The sequence below is a fragment of the Anabaena cylindrica UHCC 0172 genome (assembly GCF_034931625.1).
Lineage (GTDB): Bacteria > Cyanobacteriota > Cyanobacteriia > Cyanobacteriales > Nostocaceae > Anabaena > Anabaena cylindrica_A.
Map to the genome: position 1 here is coordinate 1 of NZ_JAYGGY010000015.1, position 24276 is coordinate 24276.

The 24276-nt window shown below is 37.8% G+C and carries 28 protein-coding genes and 4 pseudogenes; 10 read left to right on the forward strand and 22 right to left on the reverse strand.

Going from position 1 to position 24276, the window contains the following annotated elements:
• Positions 1 to 419: 419 nt before the first annotated feature.
• The 13 genes and pseudogenes from VB713_RS06325 to VB713_RS28220 form a co-directional block, all read right to left on the reverse strand.
• Positions 420 to 671, reverse strand: coding sequence for a FeoA family protein (locus VB713_RS06325; RefSeq protein WP_323310730.1), 252 nt, complete (start codon positions 669 to 671; stop codon positions 420 to 422).
• An 87-nt stretch (positions 672 to 758) separates the two neighbouring features.
• Positions 759 to 1055, reverse strand: a complete 297-nt coding sequence (locus VB713_RS06330; protein WP_323310731.1) for a 2Fe-2S iron-sulfur cluster-binding protein — start codon at positions 1053 to 1055, stop codon at positions 759 to 761.
• Between the two features lie 111 nt (positions 1056 to 1166).
• A complete protein-coding gene (locus VB713_RS06335) occupies positions 1167 to 1541 on the reverse strand; it encodes an iron-sulfur cluster assembly accessory protein (RefSeq protein ID WP_323310732.1) in 375 nt (124 codons plus the stop codon).
• 68 nt (positions 1542 to 1609) lie between these two features.
• A complete protein-coding gene (locus tag VB713_RS06340; RefSeq protein WP_323310733.1) occupies positions 1610 to 2392 on the reverse strand; it encodes a HesA/MoeB/ThiF family protein in 783 nt (260 codons plus the stop codon).
• A 10-nt stretch (positions 2393 to 2402) separates the two neighbouring features.
• Positions 2403 to 2720 carry a nitrogenase-stabilizing/protective protein NifW gene (gene nifW / locus VB713_RS06345; RefSeq protein ID WP_323310734.1) on the reverse strand — a complete coding sequence of 106 codons (318 nt, stop codon included), beginning with the start codon at positions 2718 to 2720 and terminating at the stop codon, positions 2403 to 2405.
• On the reverse strand, positions 2717 to 2917 hold the full coding sequence (locus tag VB713_RS06350; RefSeq protein WP_323310735.1) for a CCE_0567 family metalloprotein: 201 nt from the start codon (positions 2915 to 2917) through the stop codon (positions 2717 to 2719). Before VB713_RS06350 ends, nifW begins: the two co-directional genes overlap by 4 nt.
• Before the next feature lie 195 nt (positions 2918 to 3112).
• The gene (locus VB713_RS06355) at positions 3113 to 3589 is read right to left on the reverse strand and encodes a NifX-associated nitrogen fixation protein (protein WP_323310736.1); all 477 of its coding nucleotides are present in this window, start codon (positions 3587 to 3589) and stop codon (positions 3113 to 3115) included.
• On the reverse strand, positions 3586 to 4005 hold the full coding sequence (gene nifX / locus VB713_RS06360; RefSeq protein WP_323310737.1) for a nitrogen fixation protein NifX: 420 nt from the start codon (positions 4003 to 4005) through the stop codon (positions 3586 to 3588). The genes VB713_RS06355 and nifX overlap by 4 nt, the downstream gene beginning before the upstream one ends.
• A 192-nt stretch (positions 4006 to 4197) precedes the next feature.
• Positions 4198 to 5526: a nitrogenase iron-molybdenum cofactor biosynthesis protein NifN gene (gene nifN, locus VB713_RS06365; RefSeq protein WP_323310738.1), complete on the reverse strand. Its 1329-nt coding sequence runs from the start codon at positions 5524 to 5526 to the stop codon at positions 4198 to 4200.
• Between the two features lie 41 nt (positions 5527 to 5567).
• Positions 5568 to 6932, reverse strand: a complete 1365-nt coding sequence (gene nifE, locus VB713_RS06370; protein WP_323310739.1) for a nitrogenase iron-molybdenum cofactor biosynthesis protein NifE — start codon at positions 6930 to 6932, stop codon at positions 5568 to 5570.
• Between the two features lie 405 nt (positions 6933 to 7337).
• Complete coding sequence (locus tag VB713_RS06375) at positions 7338 to 7676, reverse strand: Mo-dependent nitrogenase C-terminal domain-containing protein (protein ID WP_323310740.1); 339 nt, start codon at positions 7674 to 7676, stop codon at positions 7338 to 7340.
• 212 nt (positions 7677 to 7888) lie between these two features.
• A complete protein-coding gene (gene nifK / locus VB713_RS06380) occupies positions 7889 to 9424 on the reverse strand; it encodes a nitrogenase molybdenum-iron protein subunit beta (RefSeq protein WP_323310741.1) in 1536 nt (511 codons plus the stop codon).
• 221 nt (positions 9425 to 9645) lie between these two features.
• Positions 9646 to 9804: pseudogene (locus tag VB713_RS28220) on the reverse strand (nitrogenase molybdenum-iron protein alpha chain); the annotation flags it as partial.
• A 208-nt stretch (positions 9805 to 10012) separates the two neighbouring features.
• Here VB713_RS28220 and VB713_RS06385 point away from each other — a divergent pair.
• The 4 genes from VB713_RS06385 to vapC all read left to right on the forward strand — a co-directional run bounded on the left by VB713_RS06385 (position 10013) and on the right by vapC (position 12423).
• The gene (locus tag VB713_RS06385) at positions 10013 to 11314 is read left to right on the forward strand and encodes a site-specific integrase (RefSeq protein ID WP_323310742.1); all 1302 of its coding nucleotides are present in this window, start codon (positions 10013 to 10015) and stop codon (positions 11312 to 11314) included.
• A gap of 5 nt (positions 11315 to 11319) precedes the next feature.
• Positions 11320 to 11661 (forward strand): UPF0175 family protein, encoded by a 342-nt coding sequence (locus VB713_RS06390; protein ID WP_323310743.1) that lies wholly within the window; start codon positions 11320 to 11322, stop codon positions 11659 to 11661.
• 103 nt (positions 11662 to 11764) lie between these two features.
• Positions 11765 to 12040: a hypothetical protein gene (locus VB713_RS06395; protein WP_323310744.1), complete on the forward strand. Its 276-nt coding sequence runs from the start codon at positions 11765 to 11767 to the stop codon at positions 12038 to 12040.
• The gene (gene vapC / locus VB713_RS06400) at positions 12025 to 12423 is read left to right on the forward strand and encodes a type II toxin-antitoxin system tRNA(fMet)-specific endonuclease VapC (RefSeq protein ID WP_323310745.1); all 399 of its coding nucleotides are present in this window, start codon (positions 12025 to 12027) and stop codon (positions 12421 to 12423) included. Before VB713_RS06395 ends, vapC begins: the two co-directional genes overlap by 16 nt.
• Positions 12424 to 12463: 40 nt before the next feature.
• Here vapC and VB713_RS06405 read toward each other — a convergent pair whose 3' ends face one another.
• Entirely contained in the window at positions 12464 to 13156 is a 693-nt protein-coding gene (locus VB713_RS06405; RefSeq protein ID WP_323310746.1) for a hypothetical protein, read from the reverse strand.
• A 165-nt stretch (positions 13157 to 13321) separates the two neighbouring features.
• Between VB713_RS06405 and VB713_RS06410 the strand changes: the two genes are divergently transcribed.
• From VB713_RS06410 to VB713_RS06430, 5 genes are all read left to right on the forward strand, one after another.
• On the forward strand, positions 13322 to 13843 hold the full coding sequence (locus tag VB713_RS06410; RefSeq protein WP_323310747.1) for a hypothetical protein: 522 nt from the start codon (positions 13322 to 13324) through the stop codon (positions 13841 to 13843).
• 159 nt (positions 13844 to 14002) lie between these two features.
• Positions 14003 to 15157, forward strand: coding sequence for an AAA family ATPase (locus tag VB713_RS06415; RefSeq protein WP_323310748.1), 1155 nt, complete (start codon positions 14003 to 14005; stop codon positions 15155 to 15157).
• Entirely contained in the window at positions 15150 to 15926 is a 777-nt protein-coding gene (locus VB713_RS06420) for a hypothetical protein (protein ID WP_323310749.1), read from the forward strand. Before VB713_RS06415 ends, VB713_RS06420 begins: the two co-directional genes overlap by 8 nt.
• A 117-nt stretch (positions 15927 to 16043) precedes the next feature.
• Positions 16044 to 16268 carry a hypothetical protein gene (locus VB713_RS06425; RefSeq protein WP_416242412.1) on the forward strand — a complete coding sequence of 75 codons (225 nt, stop codon included), beginning with the start codon at positions 16044 to 16046 and terminating at the stop codon, positions 16266 to 16268.
• Positions 16261 to 16680, forward strand: coding sequence for a retroviral-like aspartic protease (locus tag VB713_RS06430; protein ID WP_323310750.1), 420 nt, complete (start codon positions 16261 to 16263; stop codon positions 16678 to 16680). The genes VB713_RS06425 and VB713_RS06430 overlap by 8 nt, the downstream gene beginning before the upstream one ends.
• A gap of 146 nt (positions 16681 to 16826) precedes the next feature.
• On the opposite strand, the gene VB713_RS06435 is transcribed toward VB713_RS06430, so the two are convergent.
• The 5 genes and pseudogenes from VB713_RS06435 to nifH form a co-directional block, all read right to left on the reverse strand.
• Positions 16827 to 17402, reverse strand: a complete 576-nt coding sequence (locus VB713_RS06435) for a Uma2 family endonuclease (RefSeq protein ID WP_323310751.1) — start codon at positions 17400 to 17402, stop codon at positions 16827 to 16829.
• A gap of 249 nt (positions 17403 to 17651) precedes the next feature.
• Positions 17652 to 18140 (reverse strand): annotated as a pseudogene (locus tag VB713_RS06440) (nitrogenase component 1); the annotation flags it as partial.
• 262 nt (positions 18141 to 18402) lie between these two features.
• Positions 18403 to 19812 carry a site-specific integrase gene (locus tag VB713_RS06445; RefSeq protein ID WP_323310752.1) on the reverse strand — a complete coding sequence of 470 codons (1410 nt, stop codon included), beginning with the start codon at positions 19810 to 19812 and terminating at the stop codon, positions 18403 to 18405.
• Between the two features lie 97 nt (positions 19813 to 19909).
• A pseudogene (locus VB713_RS06450) lies at positions 19910 to 20824 on the reverse strand (nitrogenase component 1); the annotation flags it as partial.
• A gap of 158 nt (positions 20825 to 20982) precedes the next feature.
• Positions 20983 to 21444, reverse strand: a pseudogene (gene nifH / locus VB713_RS06455) (nitrogenase reductase); the annotation flags it as partial.
• Between the two features lie 110 nt (positions 21445 to 21554).
• On the opposite strand from nifH, the gene VB713_RS06460 reads away from it, so the two are divergent.
• On the forward strand, positions 21555 to 22982 hold the full coding sequence (locus tag VB713_RS06460; protein WP_323310753.1) for an integrase: 1428 nt from the start codon (positions 21555 to 21557) through the stop codon (positions 22980 to 22982).
• On the opposite strand, the gene VB713_RS06465 is transcribed toward VB713_RS06460, so the two are convergent.
• The 3 genes from VB713_RS06465 to VB713_RS06475 all read right to left on the reverse strand — a co-directional run bounded on the left by VB713_RS06465 (position 22975) and on the right by VB713_RS06475 (position 24038).
• Positions 22975 to 23217 carry a type II toxin-antitoxin system ParD family antitoxin gene (locus VB713_RS06465; protein WP_015214234.1) on the reverse strand — a complete coding sequence of 81 codons (243 nt, stop codon included), beginning with the start codon at positions 23215 to 23217 and terminating at the stop codon, positions 22975 to 22977. The genes VB713_RS06460 and VB713_RS06465 overlap by 8 nt on opposite strands.
• A 148-nt stretch (positions 23218 to 23365) precedes the next feature.
• On the reverse strand, positions 23366 to 23785 hold the full coding sequence (locus VB713_RS06470) for a retroviral-like aspartic protease (protein WP_323310754.1): 420 nt from the start codon (positions 23783 to 23785) through the stop codon (positions 23366 to 23368).
• Entirely contained in the window at positions 23778 to 24038 is a 261-nt protein-coding gene (locus tag VB713_RS06475; RefSeq protein WP_323310755.1) for a hypothetical protein, read from the reverse strand. Before VB713_RS06475 ends, VB713_RS06470 begins: the two co-directional genes overlap by 8 nt.
• Positions 24039 to 24276 lie beyond the last annotated feature (238 nt).

Sequence of the window (24276 nt, forward strand, 5' to 3'; positions counted from 1 at the left end):
CCCATCACCAAACTGAGTACAGTTTTGGTGGGGGTCTCCTGGAGGTTTAGATGAAAAAAATAGTAGGAATAAAATTCAATAAGTTGTCAGGATTGTAAATGAAACCAACAATAAGAACGGGAATTTAGTCCATACTGCTTGTTTTAATCATCATTAATTCCTGCCATTGGTAATAATCTAACATAGATGGTTTTTCATTTTCTGCCAAAATGCCAAATGGTAAATAACAAAAAAGACGGGGTTCAACCCGTCTGCGCTATAATTAGTAAAAACATCTTGGTAATCCCTGCAATATATCAAGATACTATACTAAACAACTGCCAAAATGCCAAATATCTAGTCCCGTAGGGATAGGAAGAAGGAAGAAGGAAAATTTATTTGCCCGTCAATTAATTCTTGACAGACTACTAGCTATCTTCTTAAGCATCAACTAAACGAACATAAATAGCGCGGGCTGTTTGTCGGTCTATTGTCATAGATATATTATTAAATATAACAATTAAAGAAGGAAATTGCTGTTCTAAGATTATACTATTTCCGGTTTTTATACCCATAGAAATGAGTTTTTTGCGAATGCCTTCATCCTGAGTTTTACAAGAAATGATGATTCCTTTTTCTCCTGGTTTTAGCAATTCTAAAGAGCAACCTGTAAAACTAAAAGAAGTAAACATTGCAGAATAAAAATAAAAGGTTAAAATTTAAAAGTAACGAAGGATGATTAACATCCTTCATCTTTGTACAAGCTAAGACATCAAAATCTAGACGAGATAGGGTTCTTGATGGGTTTTAATTGTGCAGTTAGAGCGAGGGTATGTAACGCACAATAGAGCGAATCCTTTTGCCATTTGATCGTCATCTAAGAAGTTTTGATCATCTTGGTTGATTTCACCTTCTACAACCTTACCGACGCAGCTAGAGCAAGAACCAGCGTGACAAGAGAAGGGTAATTCAATACCGGCTTCTTCTGCTGCATCTAGAATTGTAGTTTCTTCGTCACATTCAATTGTGGTGTCAAGGTTGTCTTTTTTGTTCAACAATCTTACTTGATAAGCCATGTTTCGATTCTCCTCAAACGTTAATAAAGTTAGCTTTTTTGGCTTCCTTAAGTCTCCCTGGCTGAAGTCAAAATCCAAAATAAAGGATCGAATTTTTGAATTTTGAATTTCTTAGCTGCAAGGTACACCAGTAGGCGTACCATCATCTGTTTTAAAAGACTTTCCGCAACCGCAGGTATCAGTTGCATTGGGATTGGTGAACTTGAAACCGCTGTCCATTACTCCCTCAACAAAATCAATGACAACACCTTCTAATAACGGCGCACTTTTAGCGTCCACGTAAAGCAACACGTTTCCTTGTTGGGTGACGATATCGTCTGGTTGGGGTTTATTTGTAATGTCAATTCCATATTCATAACCACTACAACCACCATCTTTGACGGAGATGCGGACACCTTTTGTGGCTTTATTAGGTTCGTCGGTTGCGGAACCTCTTAAAAATGCCCAGAGACGAAATTCTGCTTTTTCTGTTAAAGTAACAGCCATGTTGTTTCCTGTTCTGTAGCGATTATTCTGATTTTGAGATGTGGGTTATTGCTTGGCGGGACGGAATTTCATACCGTTAATGGTTGGGATTGGGAGTATCTCCAAGGTGCTGTGTTACCGCAGACGGGACAATTGCGATCGCGGTGAGAACGACGTTTAGCAAATTCCATTCGGTTTAAGTCAATCGTCAACAGTTCTGACAATAGCGGTTGACTAAACCCGGTAATCAGCTTCACGGCTTCTAAGGCTGTTAAACAAGCCAAAGTCCCAGATACAGCCCCTAGAACTGAAAAACCGCGCCGATCCCAATCAGGCTTTTCTGGAAATAGACAGGATAAACAAGGTGTGACACCAGGAATAATCGTGGTGAGGTAAGCCTCCATCCCATCCATAGCGGCCTCTACCATTGGCTTCCGCGATCGCACACAGGCTTCATTTAACAGATTGCGTTCGGTGAAATTATGAGCGCAATCCAAAGCCATATCCGCCGATTGCACCAACTCATCCACATTTTCGGCGGTAATGTAATCGTGAACCACGTCCACTTGGACATCAGGATTGATGGCTTTGAGTGTTTCTTGGGCTTTGAATACTCTCGGTTTACCCACCCAGTCGTCAGTCATCAAAATCTGACGATTCATATCATCCAGCCGCAAATCACCACCCCGGACTAAGATTAGTCGCCCAACGCCCGCTACTGCTAAGTAAAGCGCCGCCGTACCGCCTAATCCCCCCACACCCGACACCAGAACAGTCGCTGATTTGAGGCGCTTTTGAGCCGCTTCGCCAAAATTTGGGAGCATCATTTGGCGACTATAGCGTTCTAATTCGGTAGGCGTTAGGTTGATCAATTTATACCTCCTAATCAGAAGTGATTTCTGTCAGCGTGACTACATTCTTTGGCTTATCGTTAAACACCTTAAACAGTTTTTGTTCATGGGGTGTTGACTCAATAAAAACTTCATAAGCTTTTTGCAAAGCTAAAGAATATTGAGCTAATTTTTCGGCATCACTTAAGTTAGGAGAAGTCTTATCAATCTCTTGCATATATTGAGAGAATTTTTTCAATATATGGAGACGATTTATGTTTACAAATTGTTGGTCGTAGGGCAGTTCAAAAAATATAAAATATTCTTCTGCATCTGCGAGTTTGTTGAATTCTTGAATGGTTCCAGTCATTTTACACTCTCCAGTTGTTTGAGTTGCTGCTTGAGTTCATCTAACTGTCGGTAGATTTCGTAAGTCTCAGCGGCAACATCCATCAGGGTTTTGTAGTCTGTTGGTAGTCCTTCAGCTAAGTCATGCAGATCCATTTTCATTTGACCTGCTTTGCTGTTTAGCTTTCTGATTTTTGTTGTGAGTTCCTCGATGGTCATTGGGAATTGGATTTTATTGAACCGCAAAGGCGCGAAGGACGCGAAGGAAGAGAGGAGAAGAAGGAAGTAGGATAATTCGTAAGGGTTCAGGATACAGAATGTTTGATATAGCAGGGAACTCTTAACAGAAGAGAAAAATATTTTTCTTTCTTCTCCTAACTCCTGACTCCTGACTCCTGAATTCTTACCAATTTTTTAAATATTTCCTACTTCGGGGAAACGTTTGGCTAAGTCAATGCCTTTGTTGACGAATGATGTTCCTTCTTCTTCCAGTTTTTCTAGGGAATCAAACCCATAGCGATGGGCATCACGTAAGGTTTTTACAGCTAACAATAAACGACCTGAAAAAACTAATGCCCAACCAAATCCTTCATGACCTAAATCAACTACAACATGAGAAATCAATCCGGTTTCTTTCTCAATACTGAAGGCTACAGCCCTGAAGAAGGCGTTGATGCGGGATATTGTGGCTAAGTCAACTTCACCTTCAATGGAAATTTCTCGTTTCTTTTGTTTGGTGACAACAAAGGGTTTGAGGATTAATTCATCAGCCCAATTCCGGTAAGTTCCATAAGTATCTTGCGCCCGGATTTGTTGAACTAATGCTTTCAGAAATGGTGAAGTGATTGGTGTGCTTGTAGCGGTTGGTTTGACACTATTATTTTCACTCATACGGCTGCTTCGTTTTCTACTTCTTCTGCAAAGTTTTTATTGGTTTTGTTCAAGGCTTTACGCAACCAAGGTGGGGGGTTGCCTTTGAGTGTTGTGACTAATTTGTTCAGAATTTCTTCGATTTTTTCTTCTTCTGATTTAGCCTTGACTGGTGTCACACCTTTTTTGATTAAACGAGCGGCGGCGCTACCACCAATAGCGACTACATAAACGATTGTACAATCATTTAATGCGTCAAGTTTAGGTGTGATTTTATCTTCGTTACCATCTTCTTTGAGGTCGCCTTCAAATTTCAGAGTTTCTAGGAATTCATATCCATCGTCTGAAATTTCATAAACGTCAATTTCTTTAGCCCAACCGAAATGAGCATTAACATGAATTCGGTCTGTTGTGGTGAAGGCAATTTTCACGTTCATTTGTCCTTTGTCGGTTTTCAGTTCATGAGCTAAATCGGCGGTTAGAAACCGCGTCTACACAGGCATGGCGCGTAGCGGCTTCCCGTAGGGAAGGCCACCTGCGTGGGTTACAAACCCTTGATTTTTCATTAGTCCGCGCAGGCGGACTTTGTTTGTATAGCCGCGACTTCCAGTCGCCAGGGCAGTCAGATGTCATTTATTAATTACTGATGACCAATGATTGATCATTAATGACTCTTCATGTTCTAAAAACAGGTTGCCCATACCAAATAAAACTTCCATTGTGCCGCGATAGCCTACTTTGGTGAATAAGCCATTTCCTAAACGGTCATAAATGGGAATTCCGAGACGGTAGAAGGGGATTTTGAGGCGTTTTGCGATCGCATTCACGTTGGAGTTACCAATCAGCAAATCTGAACCTACTGCTAACCCTTCCAAATCTTCCAAGTCGCCGATAGTAACGCTTTTGACGGGAAGATGTTCTAATAAATGCGATCGCGTTGTGGTGACAGCGGCGTGAACAGAAGCCCCCATTGACTGCAAGAAATGCACCATAGACCAAAGTAAATCTGGTTCTAGTGCTAAAGATACCCGTTTTGCACCGAAGTAAAAATGAGTATCCAACATTGCATCTTGCAACTGACGACGTTGACGGCGATATTTTTCCGGTACGGGATTACCACTTAACACCGCTAACGCTTGCAGGAACTCATCTACAGGTTCTAAACCCGTCAAATCCTTAAATACTTCGTAATCTGTGCCAAAACGCTCTTGCAGAATCTTGGCAGCACCGCGCATACTTTCACCCAAAGCCAAGGTAAAAGCCGAACTACCCAAGGAACGCAGCTGTTTGAGAGTTGTCCCACTTACCGTCACCGCACTATATTCATCCTCCAGATGTCCATCTAGAGAAGCACCCAAATCGGGTACAAAAATGGGTTCAAATCCAAAAGCGGTGACAATTTCTCGAACTTCCTGCACATCTCCGGGAGTGAAAGCAGAACCAGCCAAAATGGTGATTTGTTCCGGTTTAATTCCCCCCGCTTTGGGAATCTCCCTGACAATACTTTCCACCGCTGCTGCAAAACCATCTTGCAACGCACCTTTAAAATCTGGAGTAGGTGCAAATGCGATCGCTAAATAATCCAATTCAGGATGACGTTTGCGGATTTCCTTCAAAAAACCCTCAATATCATCCCCCCTAGTTTCCGTCAACCCAGTCGTACACAAACCGATAATTTCCGGTTTCGCCTTTTCCACCAAAGTCAAAATAGCTTGCTCAACATTTTCCTCACCACCCAAAATAGTAGTGACTTCCGTCATAGCCGTAGTAGCCAGAGGAATCGCCTCCCGAAAATGTCGCACCAACACAACCTTAGCAAAAGCCGTACAACCTTGGGAACCATGAAACAGAGGCATCGCCCCCTTCAACCCCAAAAAAGCCAAAGAAGCACCCAAAGCCTGACTTTGTTTCAGCGGATTAACCGTAAGAGACTTGTTCGGAGTATTAACAATCGCCATAAACCTCTTCCTTTGCGTCTTTGCGCCTTTGCGTGAGCCTCCTATTCCCAAGGAGCCGGCTTACGTATTTGTTCCCAGACAGGACTGTATAAAGCCTCATACAACTCCCGCGCCATCTCCACCATGCCCACATAACCCGCATAGGGATGATGACGTTCTTGGTTAATATCCAGAAAAGGAATCCGCGCCTTCAAAGCCGTATACTGATTCCGTCCCCCAGCAATAAGCATATCTGCGTTAGTATCTCGCACCAACTTTAATAATTCTTGGGCGTTACCTTTCTCTAGCATAATGCCATCATTGCCCAACAACTTCTTAATTTTGGCCTTATCTTCCTCTGTACTTTTGCGAGTACTAGTAGCAACAACTTCAATTCCTAAATCATTAGCTGCCGAGATAATTGACCAACTTTTCACACCGCCAGTATATAAAACCACTCGCTTACCTTTCAGACGTTCTCTATAGCCAGCAAGAGCAATATCCAAAGCCGCAGTTTCATCAGCAATTAACTTTTCAGTCCGTGCCATTAAATCAGGATCACCTAACTTTTTAGCAACAGTTCTCAGACAGCGGTTAATATCATTAATACCGTAAAAAGACTCCTCAATGAAAGGAATACCGTAGCGTTCCTCCATTTTTCGCGCCATATTTAATAGCGCCCGTGAGCAAATCATTACATTTAGTTTAGCCCGGTGAGCATAACGAATTTCTTCATAACGAGCATCACCAGTAATTTTCGATAAGACACGAATACCTAACTTTTCAAATAAAGGCAAAACGCCCCACATTTCGCCAGCAATATTATACTCACCAATTAAATTAATATCATAAGGAGTAGTATATTCTGGTTCAGCCGTGCCAACTACATATTCTAATAAAGCTTCACCACCAAAGCGATTACCCAGATTTTTACTACCAATAAAACCAGGAGCAATCACCGGAATCACCGGAATACCAATCTTCTCAGCCGCAACCTTACAAACTGCATCAACATCATCACCAATCAGAGCAGTTACGCAAGTAGCATAAACAAAAATCGCTGCGGGTGTATAGCGTTCCTTTAACTCCAAAATCGCCTTATAGAGCTTTTTCTCACCACCGAAAATCACATCATTTTCACCAACATCAGTGGTAAAACCAGTCTTATAAAGCATCGGGCCAGAAGAGAGACTACCACGACTACCCCAAGAATTACCAGCACAAGCGATCGGTCCATGCACCAAATGAGCAGCATCAGTAATAGGTACTAAAGCAATCATTGCTCCATCAAAAGCACAACCCCCTTGAGCCGCACCTGGTTGAGCCTGTTGTGTACAAGACTTATTTTTCTTTTCTTGTTTCTTTTGATTATGTTCGCATCCTGACTCACTAAGTAACTCGTTAATTTTGCCTTGGGTAATTTTCATCTGTCTTCTCGCGTTAGATGGAAGTTATTAATTGAAATATGAGCAAACCTGAATAGACTTCCCGCAAAATTCCTCTTTACACAATATTTACACAGATAAAGTTTCAGAAAAGATATCTATTTAGCCGTCCCTAAATTTTCTTCTTCTTTCTTCCTTCTTCCCTCTTCCTTCGCGCCCTTTGCGCCTATCCCTACGGTACACTTCGTGAACGCGGTTCATTAAATCCATATTCTTCTATTGACTAAAAACAAACCAATCATCAAGTACAAATTCCTACTCTATTATTAGTATTGCTGAATTCAAGTATAAAAAGCTCACCATTTATGTTGCGATTCCGTGTGATATCTTTTCATCTTAATTCAACAATACCCTATTATTTGTAGATGAAATGAGTAATCAGAAAATCTAGCAAATGTACCTTGTGATATCTTCACCACATTCATCAGCAAGGTAAGATAAAGCCCGAAACCTTAAATAAACAAACTCATCATACAACGGATTGAGTTTGCACAGTGGGGGAATATGTAAAGTCCACCCAAATAAATTAACATCTCTCTCAAAAGGACAACAGCAGGGAATTACTTGACAAAGTATATGAGCAATGCGGAAATTTGTAACTTTAATGCCATCCACCCATCGTCGCAAAGGCTTAAGAAGACCGAAAGAACCAGAATCTTCTTGATTATTAGGTGGATGGTAATTAGGCTGTGGATGTGGATGAGTGTGGCTGTGAGTTGTTTCCATATTAGATATCTCAGGTAAATGCCATGAAAAAAAGAAAAGGGAAAAGGAAAAGTTAGGACTAATTCAACTTGCAAAACTCATAACTGTGAATTTTGATTTTTGAATTGATTTACCTTTTCCTGACCCTTGATTGACAAGTGATAATTACTACAATTCGTTATCTAATGAACATTATCGGGGTGGGGTTTCCCCCTTTCCCCGCAAAGACATTCTTAACGAATCAAGTCGTAGGAAATATCTGTCTTAGAAGGAATATTGGTGTGTTGGTCGATATCTTCAAAGATTGTGTTAACAATCCAGCTGAGGAGGTTGATGATACCTTTATAACCAACAGTAGCGTAGCGGTGGTAGTGGTGACGATCCATGATAGGATAGCCGATTCTAACTAGGGGAACCTTACAATCGCGCCACAGGTACTTACCGTAGGAGTTACCAATTAACAAGTCTACGGGTTCTGTGAACAAGAGTGATCTCATGTGCCACAAGTCCTTACCACCCCAGATTTTAGCAGTCTTACCGAAGACACTAGAATCTAACAATGCTTGCAATTCTTTCTCGAATACTTCGTTGGTGTTGTGAACCAAGATATGTACAGGTTCAGCACCCATTTCTAACATGAAACCAACGACGCTGAAAACTAAGTCAGGATCACCGTAGATAGCAAAGCGTTTGCCATGCAACCATGAGTGGGAATCGGTCATTGCGTCAACTGCACGACCACGTTCAATTTCCAACTCTTCAGGAATAGCCTTACCAGTCAATTCGCTGAGTTTCATCAAGAACTCGTCAGTTCCCTTGATACCCCAAGGACGAGAAACACAAACGTCTTGTTTCCAATCCTTCGCAATGTACTCACGGGTCTTGATAGTAGAGTAAGCTTGGAGAGCCACAGTAGCCTTAGCGTTGATAGCATCTGCTGCATCTTCTAACTTAGTACCACCTGGGTACATATCGAATTCACCAGTGTTAGGTGAATCAACATAGTCACTGTTATCAGATAAAACAGTGTAGTCAATACCCATCAAGTTAGCCATCCGCTTGATTTCGCGGTTGTTTTCTACGTAGGTATCAAAACCAGGAATGAAGTTGATTTTACCATTGCTCTTAGCTTTCTTCTTACCTTCAGTCAAGGTAGTCAGAATTCCCTTCATCATGTTGTCGTAACCAGTGATGTGGGAACCAACAAAGCTAGGTGTGTGAGCAAAAGGTACTGGGAAATCTTGAGGAACTGAACCAGCTTCTTTCGCGTTACCAATAAATGACTGTAAGTCATCACCGATAACTTCTGCCATACAGGTGGTGCAGACAGCGATCATTTTTGGCTTGTACAACTTATAGGAGTTAGCCAAGCCATCAATCATGTTCTGCATACCGCCGAACACAGCCGCGTCTTCAGTCATGGAAGAAGAAACGCCGGAGAATGGTTCTTTATAGTGACGGGTTAAGTGGGTACGGAAGTAAGCCACGCAACCTTGAGAACCTTGAACGAAGGGAAGAGTACCTTCAAAACCTACAGCCGCAAACATTGCACCTAAAGGTTGACAACCCTTAGCTGGGTTAACGGTTAAAGCTGTACGTTCAAAGTTCTTTTCCCGGTATTCCCAGGTTTTTGTCCATTCTGCAACCCGTGTTACTTCTTCGGAAGTATGACCGTTTTCAAACTGTCTCTTGTTTTCAAACAGTTGTTGGTATTCTGGCTCGTGGAATAACTCAACGTGATCCTTAATATTTTCTGGATTCTGAGGCATTTCTATATCTCCAAGCTTGCTGTGTGTTGTGTTTGTTTTTGGGGCGGGGGTTTTCCCACCTTTGGGGGAAGTCGGGAATGTGGCTCAAAATTCAGAATGCAAAATCCAAAATCCGAAACTTTGAATTTTTAATTTTGAATTTTGAATTTCCAACTCCCCCCTGGGGTAAACACCCCAGGCTATCCCTGTACGGGCAGGGTTGCCCCTACTCTCTGGTGTTTCTAGACGGAAGCTTTAGCCTTAGCTTTAGCTTGAGCTTTCTTGTTCCAAGGAGCGCCAATTAATCCCCAGGTTGGGCTGTTGAGTGCCAAATCCATGTCACGAGCAAAGATTGCGAATCCGTCGTAACCGTGATAAGGACCGGAGTATTTCTTTTGATGGTTTAATAGCTTTTAACTTCGCTATGTTTGCGGTGAGCAATGTCAGCAATAAACTATGTTTGCACTTAACACATTGATTTTTAGTCTAAATATAGGCTAAACAGACAGCAATAAATAGAGATAATGAGGCTTACAGTAACCTCTCATGATTGTATCGTTATTGCTTTCCTAGATTTTGTTTTGCGATCGCCTCAACAAAAAGCACAACATGACAACAAAGTTAGCACTGGAATTAGAGCAAGTAAATCTGCATTTGAAGTCTGCAAAAACTAGAGTAACAATTCGAGAATCAAATGGATGTCTGCAATTGCGGGCTACTTTACCCATTAAACCCGGAGATGAAGATATCAGGGGAACTGGCAAAAAACAATACAATCTTAGTTTGAATATTCCGGCAAATTTACCAGGACTGAAAACTGCTGAGGAGGAAGCTTATGAATTAGGAAAGTTAATTGCTAGAAAAAGTTTTGTTTGGAATGATAAATATTTAGGACAGGATGCAATTAAAAAAGATTTGCTAACTATTGGTGATTTGTTAGAAAAATTTGAATCAGAATATTTTAAAACCCATAAACGTACAAGCAAAAGTGAACATACTTTTTTTTATTATTTTACTAGAATTAAGCGTTATACAAATGCTGATGATTTAGCAACTGGGGGAGTTCTAATTAATGCAATTGAAAAAATAGATAAAGAATGGGCTAAATATAATGCTGTTAGGGCTATCTCTGTATTTTGCCAACTTTTCAAAATTGAAATTAACTTAACTAATTATTCTAAAGTACCTGAAAGTAATTCTCGGAATGTTCCCACAGACAAGGAAATAGTTACAGGATTTTACAAATTTGATGAATATCTGCATAATCGCGGTAAACAAGTTAATCAAGATGTGAAAGATAGTTGGCAACTTTGGCGTTGGACTTATGGAATGTTAGCAGTTTTTGGTTTACGTCCCAGGGAGCTTTTTGTTAATCCTCATATTGATTGGTGGTTAAGTGATGAAAATATAGATTTAACTTGGCAGGTTGATAAAGATTGTAAAACTGGTGAAAGGGAAGCTTTACCTTTATATAAGGAATGGATTAATGAGTTCGATTTAAGAAATCCGAAGTATTTAGAAATGTTGGCTATAGCAATTAGTAAAAAAGACCAAAATAATCATGCAGAAATCACGGCTTTAATTCAAAGAGTGAGTTGGTGGTTTAGAAAAATTGGTTTAGATTTTAAACCCTATGATTTACGTCATGGTTGGGCAATTCGAGCGCATATTTTGGGAGTTCCTATTAAAGCTGCGGCGGATAATTTGGGGCATAGTGTGCAGATTCATACGAAAACTTATCAACGTTGGTTTTCTTTAGATATGCGGAAGTTGGCAATTAATCAGGCTTTGAGTAAACGGAATGATATTGAGTTGATTAAGGATGAAAATACAGGGTTGAAAATGGAGAATGAAAGGTTGAAGATTGAGGTAGAGAAGTTGAGGATGGAAATGGTTTATAAACGGAGTTAATTTTAGTGAATCAAGAATATCATTTTTGTGTGATGTGGTATAATTTAAAAGTTAAAGTTAAGCAAGGAGTAGAAATTATGCAAATAATGATTGAAATTCCTGATCATCTTGCCAATCAATTACAACTACAACCGAGTCAAATTTCCCAAAAGGTGTTGGAGCTTATTGTAGCTGATAATTATCGTCAAGGTCTTATTGGAGCGGGAGAAGTTCACAAAATGTTAAATTTTTCTTCTCGATGGGAAACATATCAATTTCTCAAAGATCAAAAGGCTTACTTACCCTACACAGAAGAAGACTTAGAAGAAGATATTCAAGCAATTGGTAATCTGTTAGGTAATAAATGATTATTGTTTCCGATACTTCTCCTATCAACTACCTCGTTTTAGGCAAAGAATTGTTAAAATATATTTAGTTAAATGATAACATGATCAACCAGGAGGTCAGTCTATGGAAAGTATGAAAATTAAGACGCACATTGGTAATGATAAAATTCTCAAAATTGAACTTCCTGATGAATTTGCCAATGAAGAATTAGAAATTGTAATTGTATTTCAACGTATTGCAGAAAAATCATTACAATCTACAACCAAAACGCCGGAAGAATTAGGATATTCTCGTAGGTTTTTGGAAGAAGTGATAGGTAGTTGGGAAGGTGAGCCGATTGAACGTCCAGAACAGCTTCATTTTGAAGAACGGGAGGAAATTCAATGGCCTATCTCCTAGATACAAATGCCTGTATTCAAATTCTCAATTCAAAAAATTCACCTGTTACCCAACGTCTTTTATCAATTCCTGTTAAAGAAATTTATATTTGTACAGTTGTGTATAGTGAATTGTATTACGGAGCTTACAAGAGTTCAAATACTAATAGAAACTTATCTCATTTAGAAAATTTATTGGCTGAATTTGCCGATTTACCACTAGATTGTAAAGCCGCTAAAATTGCTGGACAAGTTCGCGCTCGTCTTGATTCTTTGGGTACTCCCATTGGTCCTAATGATTTGTTAATTGCGGCAATTGCATTAGCAAATGATCTCACACTCATTACTCATAATACCCGCGAATTTAGCCGTATTGATGGTTTGAAATATGAAGATTGGGAATAATATCTTTGATCCATTAACATTCGTAAATATTTGCTCTTAGTTATGTAAATTTAGTAACTATTTTTTCGAGTAGCATCAAATCATTTTTGAAATCCTCAATTTTTTTCCATCCCAATAACTCAATTATATCAAAAGCCATATTTCGCTTGTTATAATCAGAAAACTTTGTATCAACTTCTTTGGCAAGAGTCTCAAAACATTCTTCTGCTGCCCTTCTAAACTCTCCAACTTCAAAGTGGAGAGCTTGATTTCTTCCCTCCCAAATAATAACTTTAAGCGATTGACTTTTAATTAAGCGGCCATTAGGACAGATATTTGGTTTCTTGTAAACCGTAGAGATTCCTTGCTTTGCATATTGCAGCAAACTTCCTGATAAAGAGGCAATGGAAAAGCTTTGTGCTGCTATTTTTTCTTGTAATTCTTGGAAGACAATTTTTTTATCCTGTAATGCTTCATTCTCTTCTCCCCAGTATGTGTCCCAATAGGTAGCAACTCCCATCATGTAAGCGTCATGATCATCATCTGTTAACTGCAAAGTCATTGCTGTCTGGTATCCTCTTTCAACAGTTACAGTTAGTTTATTAATCTCTTTCATTAAAAGTTCCAGTTTTTGACGTTCTTCCCATATTAGATTAATGACTGAACTTGCAGCGTGTTCAATTTCTTGCAAATAAGCGCTCATAAGCATAACTTTCCACCAAATAAAACCTACAACAACTAAATTATCTATCATATCTTCTCACTGGATGGAGTATTAATTTAATTCTGATAGATTTAGCAATTCAATTAATTTTTGTCTTGTGATGATATATTTAGCTATAGTGTATCTATTTTTATAGAGATTAACATGATGAACATAAATGAACACCAAATCCCTATTACGATAGGAGTAGCTTTTATGACAGCATTAGTTTCCTCTGGAATGACTTTAATGGGTATATTCCTAACTAATAAAGCAAATAATGAAAGACTAACTTTACAACTAGAAAATGAGAAAAAAATAAAGCAACAGAAGTTAATGCGCGAAAAATTAGAAGAAATATATCTTTTGAGTAAAAAATGGGCTGCCAATATAGATATATTTTATCTTAACAATACTAGAGCTATGGATGGTCAGATAGATTTTAAAACCTTGTTAGAAATTGAAATAAATAATAAAAATAACCTTGATTTTTCTCGCCTTGAAATGTTAATTAATTTATACTTTCCTGTTGTCAAACCTGCTTATGATGATGTTATAAAAGCACGTGGTAAAGCTAATGAAATAATGATGAATTTTAGAAATCAGTGTTTACAAGGAAATACAGATGGTAAAAATTTAGTAGCTCCATTTTTAGCTGCACAAAATAAGTTTTCACAAGAAACAGAAAAAATGCTAAAAGTTATTACTCAAGAAGCTACTAAGTCTAATATTATTTAGTAAATTAAATTTTGGTGAAGTACATTTAGTCTTGATATTATAGTCGTATAAACCTTTAGTGTTCTTGATGTCCCTCACACAGAAGCAGAATATGAATACTTGACTAATTCAAAACTATGAAAATGAACATATTCCTGAATTATTGTGATCTATAAAAATATGCTAGAAAAACTAATACTTCATAATCTCAAAAGCCATAAATCAACAGAACTCAATTTCGATAATTCCCGATTACATGGAATTGTAGGAAAAAATAGTGCTGGTAAAACATCTGTTTTACAGGCGTTATATTATCTAAGTATGCTAACCAAGTTACCAATTAGAAAAATATTTCAGCATGAAATATCACATCAAATTATTACAACAATTGGGGAATCAAAAATGTCTGTAACGGCTAGTGGTTTTTGGGAATCTGTTACCAGAAAAAGACACTGGGAAGTTATCTTGAGTTGGGGTAAAAAAACTAGTGAATTAGGTACTAAATCAGATGATATAGTTTTATCATGTAATACAGACAAAAATTCGTTGACGTTACATGGAGACAGAGGAAGTTTATATGAAAATAAAGAAGTAGAACCAATTTATGAATCTTTCAAAAATACTATTTATTTAAAATTAGTTGGAAGTAATCTTGCTAAACCAGCTTACAGCAATGAAATAACCCCAAGAGTTGAGTTTGATGGTTCAGGATTAGCACCTACTTTAGATTTTCTCCGTGATGAATCTCCAGATAAATTTCAATTAATAGAAGAAAAGCTGAGTCGAATTGTGCCAAATGTACGCAAAATTGGTATAAGACGAGCAAAAGTTCCTGTTATTCGTAATCGTTTAATTGAAGTAGATGGTAAATCTATTTCCTATGAAGAAACTCAGGAAATGACAGGGCAAGAAGTTGTATTAGACATGAATACAGGTGAACGTATTCCAGCCCATGCCATTAGCGAAGGAACAATGTTAACTTTAGGATTATTAACTGTACTAATGAATCCTAATCAACCTAATTTAGTTTTATTAGATGATGTAGAACAGGGACTTCATCCTAAAGCACAACGTGAGTTAATGACTGTTTTTAAAGAAATAATTGCTGAAAATCCCAACCTGCAAATTATTTTCACTACTCATTCTCCTTATATTATTGATGCACTTGCTCCTTCTCAAGTCCACATATTAAATAACAGTAAATCAGGTTTTACAATTGCTAAACGCTTAGATGAACATCCTGATGTAGAATGGGCAAAGGAAACATTAACAACTGGTGAATTTTGGGATGCTGAAGGTGAAGATTGGGTGGTAGAAGGAGAAGTCAGTGATTGAGTTTATTGTTATAGTTGAAAGTGGTGCAGATGCCAGAACAGCGACTAAATTAGCCGAGCGAGTTTTAAAAGAAAAATTCGATTGGTTAGATGATGATATTCTGCAACATTGTTTTCAGTGGACTGGTTTAGAGTCAAGAAAAGAATATTCCTGTTGGAGAGACATTATCAAAATTATTGATGATGCAAAATCACAAATAAAATATAAACCTTCCAGATTTATAGGTCATCATAGTAAGAGTGTACCTTTAAAAGCCGATGGTGCAGCATCTATCAAGATTCTCAATTTGGTACGTTTTCTGCAAAAAACACGACAGATTAAAGCTGTTATATTTATCCGTGATTTAGATAATCAACCAGAACGTAAAGAAGGAATTAAACAAGCACGTTCAGAACATATTAATAAAACACCGAAATTAGAAATTATCATTGGTGCGGCTGATCCAAAACGTGAAGCATGGGTTTTAAATGGGTTTATTCCATCTAATCAACAAGAGGAACAAATTCTCGAAGAAATCAAAAATAAATTGAGTTTTGATCCTTGCATAGAGTCGCACAGATTACGTGCTACTTCTGAGAAAGAACCTGAACGCATCAGAAATGTAAAAGTAGTAGTTGAACAGCTAACAGGAAACAATATGGAACGGGAAAAGCAGTGTTGGGAAGATACAAATTTAAAACATCTACGAGAAAGAGGAGTTGATACAGGGTTGACAGATTATATCTGTGAAGTTGAGGAACGATTAGCTGCAATTATTGTGTCTGAGTGAAAACTATTATAGATGTGAGAGCGATACCTTCAGTCAGCTACGCGATCGCACGGTAAGCTTCACTAATGCACAATTATGAAACTTGTGGAAAAATAGAAATATGAAATTCCCTCTATTATGACAATTATGAACGCCATAGAACTATTTCCTACCCTGCGAAATCTAAATCGTGCAGACAAACTAAAAGTAATGCAGTTTCTAGTTTCCGAATTATCTAGGGATGAAGAACCATCATTAGAACAGGGAGCAACCTATCCTATTTTATCACCGCTTAATTCCCATGCAGCCGCACATCAACTTGCTCAACTACTAGAAGCGGACGAACAAAAGCATAATGACTAAAACTCAAAGATTTTCCTTCATAGAGGGATATGATACCTTTGGTGTTCCTGATGCCCTACCAAAGTTACCATTAACACTTACTTACCGTAACTCATCAGTAGATATTTCCGGTTTATTGGATACTGGCGCAAGTGTTAACGTTCTGCCATACAGTGTAGGTATTCAGCTAGGTGCAATTTGGGAGGAACAAACTACTTCTGTGATATTGGCTGGCAATTTAGCACCAATCGAGGCAAGAGGTTTACTGGTATCTGCCCAGATTGGATCATTTGAGCCTGTTCGCTTAGTTTTTGCGTGGTGCTTATCTGATGATGTACCTTTATTATTAGGGCGTATGAACTTCTTTTTAACGTTTGATGTGTGTTTTTACCGTGCAGATTTGGCTTTTGATGTACATTCAAGAAAAAAATAATATAATTTTATAGCGTAGTACGATTCATGAGGACAGCTTGCGCCATCGCACTTTTCCGAATATCCAATGATAAAATCAAGAGAAGTCAACATCATCCATCAATGACAACTATACTTGCTGAACCCTCCCAATTTCTATTTTATTTACTAACCTTGAGTTTCTTCCTCAGTAAAGATAGGTGGCCATAATTCTGAAATGGCTAATTCCCAACCAGAAAAAAGTTCTGGTATAGTTAAAATATCGCCATTTATCAAAACAGTTGGTTCACCTTGATGGCGATAAACTGTTACCGTTTCTTCATCAGGATCAATTAAAATTCCAATAACAGCACCTAAGTTTATAAAATTGAGAATTTTAGTCACTAAAGGTTTAATTCTATCACTTTGAGATTTAATTTCTACTACTAAATCTGGTACAAGTTCCCCAAAATAACGAGGACTTTGACGCAGACGTGCAGCCCGAACAAAAGAAACATCTGGTGCTGTGAGGTTACTATCAGGTAAAATGAAACCACCCGCAGAATCAAACACTCTTCCTAAACGACGCGGATTTATCCAAGCAAAGAGAAAAGCAATTAACCGACTACTAATTTCACTAGATACAATATCCGAAGGACCCACAATAGAAATTCTCCCGTTTGTTAATTCGACATCATAATCTAAACCTGCTTCACTAAAAGCGATTTGGACTTGTTCTACATCTTTGATTGTCATGATTGACATAAAATATTACTCCTGTTTTTTTATTTAGATAAATTTAGTCTAAAAATCCATCTTTAATAAAGTTATCTTACATAACAGAATTACCGATAATCAAAATTTAATATCTATCTCAAACCCAGTTAAAATCAGAACTTAATTATTTGCAGTTACCAACAAACAATGTTATTATATAACATAATTAACTACATTTAGACTAAAAACTAACTTATCTTTATTCACCAATAAACAAACCCAAATTTAACGCACGTTTCAACCCATATTACTAGGTTCGGAGTAATCCCAAGAGTGCATTTGACGGAAAGGAAGACCCATCTTTTGGAAGACATACTTCTCTTTCACACCAGAAGCAACTAAGTCTGGCTTCAATGCTTTGATGAATTCTTCAAATTCGTAAGCGGTAACGTCGTCATAAACGATGGTTCCGTTTTCGATGTAGTTGGTAGTACGTTTATAGTCGTCGTTATGACCGAACTCATAACCTGTACCAATCATCTTCATTCCTAAATCTTGGAAAGCGGGAACAACGTGACGAGGACGTAGACCACCAACCATCATTGCTACAGTCTTACCTTCCAAACGGGGGCGATATTTATCAACGATCGCATCCATTGTGGGTTGGTACTTAGCAATTACCTTCTCAGCATTTGCTTGGATCTTTTCGTCAAACTTGGAAGCGATTTCACGTAAAGATGCAGCAATCTTGGTGGGTCCAAAGAAGTTATATTCTAACCAGGGAATATAAATCTATATTCTAAAAAACCTCGATATATAAGATCTTTTATTTTGGTATTTATAAATCAGGTTATTTATAGATTAAAAAATATTTTTTTTCCATCTAAACACCAATAATAACTAGAAATTGATTCCCAAAATTTGCTTAATAGTGGCTTAAAATTCCCAAATCAATAAAATTGTTTATCTCCAACAGTTTTTAATCTTGATAGATGAATAATGTTAACTCCAACGTAGAGACGTTTCCTGAAACGTCTCTACTATTATTCTATTTCAATACTTCAGCAATTTGATATTTTGCTAAAGTTTGTTTTAATTGTTTTATCTCAGCCTTTAACTCGACATTTTCCGCTTTTAAAACCTCCATATCATCCTTTTTATCCACTGCTTGCTTAATTACCTGTTTCCGGTTTTCTAAACTAAACCACCTTTGATAAATTTCTGTATGAATTTCTACAGAATGTCCTAAATTATCAGCAGCAGCCTTTATTGGCACACCCATAATATGCGCTCTAATTGCCCAGGCATGACGCAAATCATAGGGACTAAAAGGAATACTCACACGCCGAAACCATGAAGAACAATTAACTCGAATAGTGTTAATTTCTGTATAACTACTTTTTCCAGCAACTTGACTATTTAAAAGTTCCAAACATTCTAAATTTTTCAAATCAAACAAATCTACCCATTCAGGATGTAGTGGTAAAGCTTCCCGATAACCAGTTTTAGTATCAGGGTGTACCTTCCAAGTATTATCTTTATTTTCAGTATTAAACCACCAACTAATCTCAGGATTTACAAATAACTCTCTGGGACGTAAACCATAAGTTGCTAACATTCCATAAACCCATTGCCACATTTTCCAACTTTTTAAACAGTCTCTTTTAATTGTACCTTTTCTAGTAAGTGCATAATTTGCAAAGGATTGATAATATCTGACTATATCCTCATCACTAGGAATATCTCTCGGTTGACTTTTTGGTTGTTTATTTTTAATTCCTTCTAAAGTGAAGCTAGTTAAGTCAAGTGTTGATTTTAAGACCTTTAAGCTTTTAATCGCACTATAACTTGCATACTCATTATTTAACTCTTGCAATTTTTGATCTACTGCTGATTGCGTCAAAACTGTATCTATTCCTACTAACCTTTTTAAATAACTGGTATAATAAGAAAAGGTATGCTTACTTTTTTCTGTTAGTTTGTGAGTTTTAAAATACTCAATTTCAAATTGTTCTAATATCTCGCCAACAGTTTTGACTGTATCTTCAACTTGATGAGCAGTTTGTCCTAAGTATTTATCATTCCATATAAACTGCTGACGAGCAATTAATTTACCTAACTCATTGGCTTCTTCTTCTGCTGTTTTTAAACCATCTAAATTAGCAGGAATATTTAAAGAAATTTTGTATTGCTTTCTACCAGTTTTTCTAACATCAATTTCTCCAGGTTTTACAGGTAGAGAAGCTTGTAATTGAATAGTTCCTCCACTTATAACTAGTCCAACTTTTATCCTAGCTGCTTTTAATCGAGATTTGACATCTACCAAACCTTGTTGAAATTTCTCTTCCAGATGTTGCCGAGTAGCTTTCATTTGTGTCTGCGTTCCTAAATAGCTGCCATCGGTAGATGCTGGTGGTGTGAAATCGCCGAAAATTTCCTGTAACTCTTTTTCTAGCATTGTCTTAAATTTGGATTAAAATTTAGTCCATTTAGAACAATGATCAAATTGAACAAAGTTTTATATAGACTAAACTTTGGTAGATTTAAGACACATTATCATAGTTTAGACAGGGAATACCATAAGCTTCTTCCATGTGACGGCTGATGTAGTTCATCGAGCGGTAACAGTGGATGAGGTTCATCTTCACGTTGGGGGTCATCAACATTTCGTTGATAGTACCGTCACCAGACCATTGAGCAACAACGCGCAAACCGATTTCTTCTAATAAGATGCGGCTCGCCCAAGCATCACCACCGATGTTATAGTCACCAATGATGGCTACATCATAAGGAGTACCTTCAAACTTCAATGTACCGTCTTTCTTAGCTTGATCTGATCTGGGGAATACCCAGTCACGAATCATGTCGTTAGCGATGTGGTGTCCTAAAGACTGAGATACACCACGGAAACCTTCGCAACGTACAGGAATAACTGGCTTACCGATGGTTTTAGATGTCTTCTTAGCTACTGCTTCGATGTCATCTCCAATTAGACCGATGGGACATTCAGATTGAATAGAAACACCACGGTTTAAAGGGAATAATACGTCTAATTCTTCAATTAATTTGGTGAGTTTTTTGTCACCACCAAACACGATGTCGCGTTCTTGGAAGTCGGAAGTGAAGTGCATGGTACCAAAGGTATCAATACCTGTTGTACCAATGTAGTAGTTACGACGACCAGACCAAGACCAGTAACCGCAACCTACGGGACCGTGACTGATGTGGATCATGTCCTTAATAGGACCCCAAACCACACCTTTAGAACCTGCGTAAGCACAACCACGAGCGGTCATTACACCAGGAAGGGATTTGATGTTAGATTTAACACCACAATCAGCCTTACCTTCTTCAAATACGTTTAAGTGCTTTTCGCGCTTTTTAGCAGCTTTTTCGGGATAAGCTTTAAGAACTTCTTTAACTAGTTCTTTTCTTTGTTCAACGATATTCTTGTCATCTGGAGGAGTCATATTCTGTCTCTCTTGCTCCTAAGGAACGGGGATAAGGATTTGGGGTTTTCCCCTGTGGGTTTGGGGACTTAATGTCCCCTGTGGGGAATGGAGGGAAAGGAAGGTAAAAAGGAAATTATGTAGTGTTTTCCTTTTTCCTGTTCCTAAAATCTTAATTACTACTTGGTAGCACCTGCGGGCTTACCGATGATTTCAGCGTGCTTGGTGTCATCATCAAGAATACCGAATTCAATCAACAATGCTTCCAATTCATCCATTTCAATTGGTGTGGGGATGGTGAGGTTCTTGTTGTTGATGATCTTCTTAGCCAATGCACGGTATTCATTACCCTGATCGCTATCAGGTGCATATTCGTTAACAGTCATCCGACGCAATTCTGCGTGTTGAACGATGTTGTCGCGGGGTACGAAGTGAATCATTTGAGTGTTCAAACGTTCAGCCAAGGTTTCGATCAATTCGATTTCACGGTCAACCTTACGGCTGTTACAGATCAAACCACCTAAACGTACACCACCGGAGTGAGCATATTTAAGTACACCACGAGCGATGTTGTTTGCAGCGTACATCGCCATCATTTCACCAGAGGTAACGATGTAGATTTCTTGTGCTTTACCTTCACGGAAAAGAGTAATAATATTATTCTCATAGCCGGAAAATGTTTATTTTCAACAATGTTTACTGCAATCATTGTCTGGGATGAACAGCTTTTTTATTAGGGTAAATCTAGGGTATGGACAGAACACAGGAAGCATTTGCCGATTTTCACCAAACAGCTATTACCGATGGGGGATATTTGGGCAGAATGCAAGCAGTAGAAAATCAAGAAAATCATCTAACGGCAAAACTGACAACAGAATTAAAAGCAATTAATGCTAGACTAAGAGCCGCAAGAGTGAGTGTTTCTGTTAGAAAGTCTGGTAATTCATTACAGTTGAGAACTACCCTACCTATTAAACCAGGTGATATTGATAAAAACGGTATAGGAACAAAGCAATATGATATTTCTTTGGGGATACCATTCAGTTTTGATGGTTTAAATACTGCTGAAGAAGAAGCTAATGAGTTAGGAACATTAATTGCTAGAAAACAATTTATCTGGACTGATAAATATTTAGGTAAAACTAGATTTAAGGCTAAATTTATAACAATTGGAGAGTTGATTTCTGAGTTTGAGAAAAACTATTTTCAAACTAGAAAACGCACCCTCAAGAGTAATAATACTTTTAATAGTTATTTCTATATTGCTAAAACACATTTGCCAAAAGATAAAATAGCTATAGAGGCTAATTTTATTGATGCTGTGAAATTTTGCTCATCTTCGGATAGTGTGAAAAATGAATTAATTAAGGTAATTAGGGTTTTGTGTAAATGTTCTGGTGTAGAAGTTCCAGAATTGAGTAATTTAAAAATTAAAGCTATTTCTCAACGTAAACGTGATATTCCTACAGATGCAGAGATAGAACAAGAATATCTGAAGTTTGAAAATTATGCTATTAATCGTTCTAGTAAGTTGACAACTAGGGAAGATAGAAATAATTGGAAACTTTGGCGTTGGGTTTATGGGATGTTAGCAACTTATGGATTACGACCAATTGAAATTTTTGTTAATCCTGATTTAAATTGGTGGCTATCATCAGATAATGTCATGAATACATGGCGGGTAAATGAAGAGTGTAAAACTGGACAAAGGGAAGCTTTACCCTTATATCCCCGTTGGGTAGAAACTTTTAATTTAACAACAGATACAGAAGCAATTGAGTTATTAAAGGCGAAAATTAAAGATAAAGTTACAAGTCGAGAAATTAACTCTGCACGACATGGTACAGATAGATGGTTTAGATTTGTGGGGATTCCTTTTCAACCCTATGATTTACGTCATGGTTGGGCAATTAGAGCGCATTTAATGGGGATTCCCATCAAAGCTGCTGCTGATAATTTGGGTCATTCTGTGAATATGCACACATCCATTTATCAAAAGTGGTTTAGTTTGGAAAATCGCAAGGTTGCAATTGAGGAAGCGATTAAGAAAAAATCGAAGGTGGAAGATTTACAAGATATGGTGATTAATCTGGAACAGGAAAATGAGAGATTGAGAATTGAGAATGAAAGGTTGAGGTTGCAGATAGGAAATCAAGAATTGATGAGAATGATTAATTAAATAACTGTTGTAGTTGTTGAAAAACTAATTCACCTTCAACTACTTCTCCTTGACGAAGTTGCTCTGTTCCTTCAGCAATTTTTCGCCTTAATTCAATTAGTTGCTTTTCTTTCTCTTCATGTTGCTCTAAAAGTTGAAAAGCTACAGATAATAACTCATGAATGCTTTTATATTTACCTTCTTGTAGTTTTTTAAGAAGGTATTTTTCTTGATCTGGCTTGACTGGAATTTGCATCTTTATCTCCTTATCTTTGAATTGATAAAAATTCTCGAAATTATCTCTTCAACGTTAATTTTAGCATTAAATTACCTACTTTGACCCACTAAATACCATCGCACTAACAACCCACAACATCGGAAATACGATTAGATCGCTTTATTATTTATTTTCTTCTTGGATGTACCTCAAAAGCTAAATCTGCACGATAAAAACACACATCAAACTCTGCAAAAAAATTCATGTGTCCAAGTATCACAGGTGCTTCTCTAGTTTCTGTCCAAGCAAATGCAAGCAAAACAGGCGGAAATTCAGCAATGGTAGCTGATATAATTAATCCCCGTGCTTGGAAATGAGCTAAATTCCCGGTTAATTGAATTGGAACTTTTTGCTGTTCCCAAATTGCTCCTAGTTGCAGACCTAGTTCATAGGGTAATACATTAACGCTTGCACCTGTATCTAGCAAAGCCATAACTTCAATAGAACGGTTTTTGTGAGTCAATGTTAATGGCAAATAAGGCATATTGCTAGATACACCAGGAGTATTACTTCGCTCAATAAAGGGAAATCTTTTACTCTCAAGCATAGCCTTCTTCCTTTGCTGCTGTTAGCATATCAGATAATATTTGAGCAGCTTCATGGGCATCATAGGGAGACCAGACAACAGCTTCAGTAGATGCTAGTTGCTCTAGTAATAAGTTTTCTTGTTTTTGATGATCAGGTAATTCTAAATTACATCCTTCTTCTTTTGCTACGGCTAATAATAGAAAATGGATGAGACGCAATTTGTCTTGGTGAGATAGCTGACTAACAGTAGGTAGTAATTCATTTAAAGGCATATCGCAAGTTATAGAAAAATTGGATAATAATTCTAAGATAACAACATTTTAATCGCACTCCACAACCCACAACATCAGAAATGCGATCGCAACCCTGACCGCAGATATCGCTCTTACAAACCCACAACACCGAAAATGCGATTCCTACGGAGCGCTTCGCTATCGCAAACCTCACCGCAAGTATCGCACCTCCACAACCTACAACACCATAAGAATACCGATTAAATGAACCGCGAAG

What these genes read in the sequence shown, in the direction of transcription:
- VB713_RS06325 (WP_323310730.1), bottom strand. Translation starts at nt 671, where the DNA reads ATGTTTACTTCTTTTAGTTTTACAGGTTGCTCTTTAGAATTGCTAAAA.
- VB713_RS06330 (WP_323310731.1), bottom strand. Translation starts at nt 1,055, where the DNA reads ATGGCTTATCAAGTAAGATTGTTGAACAAAAAAGACAACCTTGACACC.
- VB713_RS06335 (WP_323310732.1), bottom strand. Translation starts at nt 1,541, where the DNA reads ATGGCTGTTACTTTAACAGAAAAAGCAGAATTTCGTCTCTGGGCATTT.
- nifW (WP_323310734.1), bottom strand. Translation starts at nt 2,720, where the DNA reads ATGACTGGAACCATTCAAGAATTCAACAAACTCGCAGATGCAGAAGAA.
- VB713_RS06350 (WP_323310735.1), bottom strand. Translation starts at nt 2,917, where the DNA reads ATGACCATCGAGGAACTCACAACAAAAATCAGAAAGCTAAACAGCAAA.
- VB713_RS06355 (WP_323310736.1), bottom strand. Translation starts at nt 3,589, where the DNA reads ATGAGTGAAAATAATAGTGTCAAACCAACCGCTACAAGCACACCAATC.
- nifX (WP_323310737.1), bottom strand. Translation starts at nt 4,005, where the DNA reads ATGAACGTGAAAATTGCCTTCACCACAACAGACCGAATTCATGTTAAT.
- nifN (WP_323310738.1), bottom strand. Translation starts at nt 5,526, where the DNA reads ATGGCGATTGTTAATACTCCGAACAAGTCTCTTACGGTTAATCCGCTG.
- nifE (WP_323310739.1), bottom strand. Translation starts at nt 6,932, where the DNA reads ATGAAAATTACCCAAGGCAAAATTAACGAGTTACTTAGTGAGTCAGGA.
- VB713_RS06375 (WP_323310740.1), bottom strand. Translation starts at nt 7,676, where the DNA reads ATGGAAACAACTCACAGCCACACTCATCCACATCCACAGCCTAATTAC.
- nifK (WP_323310741.1), bottom strand. Translation starts at nt 9,424, where the DNA reads ATGCCTCAGAATCCAGAAAATATTAAGGATCACGTTGAGTTATTCCAC.
- VB713_RS06385 (WP_323310742.1), top strand. Translation starts at nt 10,013, where the DNA reads ATGACAACAAAGTTAGCACTGGAATTAGAGCAAGTAAATCTGCATTTG.
- VB713_RS06395 (WP_323310744.1), top strand. Translation starts at nt 11,765, where the DNA reads ATGGAAAGTATGAAAATTAAGACGCACATTGGTAATGATAAAATTCTC.
- vapC (WP_323310745.1), top strand. Translation starts at nt 12,025, where the DNA reads ATGGCCTATCTCCTAGATACAAATGCCTGTATTCAAATTCTCAATTCA.
- VB713_RS06405 (WP_323310746.1), bottom strand. Translation starts at nt 13,156, where the DNA reads ATGATAGATAATTTAGTTGTTGTAGGTTTTATTTGGTGGAAAGTTATG.
- VB713_RS06410 (WP_323310747.1), top strand. Translation starts at nt 13,322, where the DNA reads ATGACAGCATTAGTTTCCTCTGGAATGACTTTAATGGGTATATTCCTA.
- VB713_RS06415 (WP_323310748.1), top strand. Translation starts at nt 14,003, where the DNA reads ATGCTAGAAAAACTAATACTTCATAATCTCAAAAGCCATAAATCAACA.
- VB713_RS06425 (WP_416242412.1), top strand. Translation starts at nt 16,044, where the DNA reads ATGACAATTATGAACGCCATAGAACTATTTCCTACCCTGCGAAATCTA.
- VB713_RS06430 (WP_323310750.1), top strand. Translation starts at nt 16,261, where the DNA reads ATGACTAAAACTCAAAGATTTTCCTTCATAGAGGGATATGATACCTTT.
- VB713_RS06435 (WP_323310751.1), bottom strand. Translation starts at nt 17,402, where the DNA reads ATGTCAATCATGACAATCAAAGATGTAGAACAAGTCCAAATCGCTTTT.
- VB713_RS06445 (WP_323310752.1), bottom strand. Translation starts at nt 19,812, where the DNA reads ATGCTAGAAAAAGAGTTACAGGAAATTTTCGGCGATTTCACACCACCA.
- VB713_RS06460 (WP_323310753.1), top strand. Translation starts at nt 21,555, where the DNA reads ATGGACAGAACACAGGAAGCATTTGCCGATTTTCACCAAACAGCTATT.
- VB713_RS06465 (WP_015214234.1), bottom strand. Translation starts at nt 23,217, where the DNA reads ATGCAAATTCCAGTCAAGCCAGATCAAGAAAAATACCTTCTTAAAAAA.
- VB713_RS06470 (WP_323310754.1), bottom strand. Translation starts at nt 23,785, where the DNA reads ATGCTTGAGAGTAAAAGATTTCCCTTTATTGAGCGAAGTAATACTCCT.
- VB713_RS06475 (WP_323310755.1), bottom strand. Translation starts at nt 24,038, where the DNA reads ATGCCTTTAAATGAATTACTACCTACTGTTAGTCAGCTATCTCACCAA.